This window comes from Alkalibacterium sp. m-11, from assembly GCF_054658155.1.
The window spans coordinates 1-2633 of sequence record NZ_BAAGIR010000203.1 but is presented as its reverse complement, the minus strand read 5'-3'; the positions used below and the strand labels follow the sequence as shown (position 1 = coordinate 2633).

Annotated in this window: 2 protein-coding genes and 1 pseudogene; all 3 read left to right on the top strand. The window is 34.6% G+C overall.

The features are described from left to right. The first annotated feature begins 197 nt into the window (after nt 1-197). Complete coding sequence (locus ACYQ2O_RS11630) at nt 198-1013, top strand: tyrosine-type recombinase/integrase (RefSeq protein WP_459796663.1); 816 nt, start codon at nt 198-200, stop codon at nt 1011-1013. Then, nucleotides 1000-2019, top strand: coding sequence for a site-specific integrase (locus tag ACYQ2O_RS11625; RefSeq protein ID WP_197105352.1), 1020 nt, complete (start codon nt 1000-1002; stop codon nt 2017-2019). The genes ACYQ2O_RS11630 and ACYQ2O_RS11625 overlap by 14 nt, the downstream gene beginning before the upstream one ends. Nucleotides 2020-2140: 121 nt before the next feature. Continuing rightward, a pseudogene (locus tag ACYQ2O_RS11620) lies at nt 2141-2374 on the top strand (ATP-binding protein); the annotation flags it as partial. Nucleotides 2375-2633 lie beyond the last annotated feature (259 nt).

Sequence of the window (2633 nt, the reverse complement as noted above, 5' to 3'; positions counted from 1 at the left end):
CGGAACTCTTCAAGCCATTTTTAAAAGAAAATCAGCTGAATCAAATATCAAAAGCGGCATAATAATCGGTACCAAGTCAATGACACCAAGGGTCAAAGGCTATTTTTTAACTGCAAAACTTGAGTTATTACAGATTAAGACAAGTCGACAATTTTTTTAAAAAATCAGGACTTAAAAAACCAATTCTTACTAAGAATATGGTAGAAGAATATGTAAGTAAAAGAGACAATGAATCTACTAAAACACAACATCAAAGAATGAGTACCATTCGTCAATTTGCTCTGTTCATGAATATGTTAGGCTTTAATTTTTACGTTTTCCCTAAAAATGAGTTTGTAAAACAAAGAGATAATTTTATCCCGTATATTTTTACTCATGATGAAATTACACGAATCTGGTCGATAGTTGATCAGTTGAAATTCTCAGGGAACAGTAAATATGCTCACCTCATTTATCCAATGCTCTTACGAATGTTATATGGGTGCGGATTACGAATTAATGAAGCACTGACTCTGCAGAAAACAGATATTAATCTAAAAGATGGTGTGATTACAGTAAGTAAAGGAAAAAATAACATCACTCGTTTTGTTCCTATGACGGAAACCCTAAGGATTTATGGTCAACACTATGTTAAAAACATGGCATTTGATATGAGTACGGAAGGATATTTTTATCCTGCTCCAGACGGGCGAAAATATAATAGTGGCTCAATTTTGAGTGGCTTCAGAAGAATATTACGTGACGCTGAAATAATAACTGATGAATCAGTAAAACCTCGGATACATGATTTACGTCATACCTTTGCAGTACACTCTTTAGAAAAAATGATTAATGAAGGACAAGATATTTATTCTTTTCTTCCTATCCTTCAGACCTATATGGGACACCGAGATGTTGAAAGTACAGAACAGTATCTGCGAATGACGAGCGATACCTACGGTAATATTATTAATTCAACTGAAGAAATGTATCAGGATGTTTTTCCGGAGGTGCAAGAAAATGAACGATTATAATTTCGGGAAATATTTGTCGATATACTTTCTTCGATACATTCCTTCAAAAATGGACTATAGCGAAAATACAGTTAAAGCATATCGCGATACATTCACTATCTTTTTAAGATATTGTACGGAAGTTCTTAATTTAAAACCGGAAAAATTGACACTAAAAGAAATAAACAAAGATTTGATTGAGACTTTTTTGAATTGGCTAATAGATGAGAAGAGATATTCCGTCAGAACAAGGAACCAAAGACTTGCAGCTTTTCATTCCTATTTTCGTTTTCTTCAAACTGAAGTGCCAGAATATTTGGACGTTTGTAATTCTGTCTTTTCAATAAAGGCAAAGAAAGTGTCGAATATAGAACAGATGACTTACTTGTCAATTGATGCAATACGAAAACTGTTGGATGCTCCAAACCGAAAAACAATAAGAGGAAAAAGAGATTTAGCTATTCTCACACTTTTATACGATACTGGCGCAAGAGTTCAGGAAATTATTGATTTAAAGGCTTCCGATTTGAGACTGTCTTCTCCAGCGACTGTCACACTGATAGGAAAAGGACAAAAAGTTCGCGTGATACCAATTACAGCTCAGACTGTAGCTATTATGGAATCATATTTAGATAGCTACCAGCTAAGTAATGAAAAGAGTGTTACAACTCCCATTTTTTTCAACAAACAGCACAAAAAACTTAGTCGTGCCGGTATAACTTATATTTTAAAGAAACATTATGAAGCAGCTCGTAAAGATAACCCTGATCTATTTCCATCAAAAATTTCGCCACATGCCTTAAGGCATAGTAAAGCGATGCACTTACTGGAAGCCAATGTAAATTTAATTTATATTCGAGATTTTTTAGGACATGCATCTATTTCTACAACTGAAGTATATGCAAAAGCCAACCCTGAGATTAAACGGAAAGCAATTGAAACAGCGAGCAAGAATATTCTTCCTGAAGAAGTATTAAGCGAAGATAAAAAAGAAAGTTTGTTAAATTGGCTGAAAGAATTTATTTAGATTAAAAAGTATAAATAAGTAGATTTAATTATGTAAAGATAATTCCTTGGTTAAGCGGTGAAACTAATATTTCATCGCTTAACTTAACATAATTAATTACTTCTCATAAGATGAATGGCTACTAGATGATTTATCAGAAGATGACCTGAAATTTCTCTTCGAAATCATTGAACGTCGCTACGACTCCGGCTCCACCATCTATTGTACACAATTTAGAAAGTCAGATTGGCATAAAAGATTAGGAGGCGGTGTTCATGCGGACGCCATTATGGATAGAATCGTGCATAATGCCGTATGGTTTGATACAGGTCAATTAAATATGCGAGAACAGTTAGCTAAAGCAAGTACCAACTAAATTCTGTCACACAAGCCACGCTTTCACCGAGCGTGGCTATTTAGTGGACTCTAAGAACGAACAAGTGGACTCGGAATGGATATTGAAGGACTCATTCTAGCGTATAGGTGGGTCTAAAACAGCGTAATAATCAGCACCTCCATAAGCTAAAAGATGACTTGTTAAATCCTTATTTTGAAGACTCTATTCGCCGTAAAGTCACAAAGGAAGCAATGGTCATTTTCCGCAAATGTAGGTACTCTGTAGACCCTCGCTATAT

Coding starts and splice junctions, on each gene's coding strand:
- ACYQ2O_RS11630 (WP_459796663.1), top strand. CDS start 198: ATGGTAGAAGAATATGTAAGTAAAAGAGACAATGAATCTACTAAAACA.
- ACYQ2O_RS11625 (WP_197105352.1), top strand. CDS start 1,000: ATGAACGATTATAATTTCGGGAAATATTTGTCGATATACTTTCTTCGA.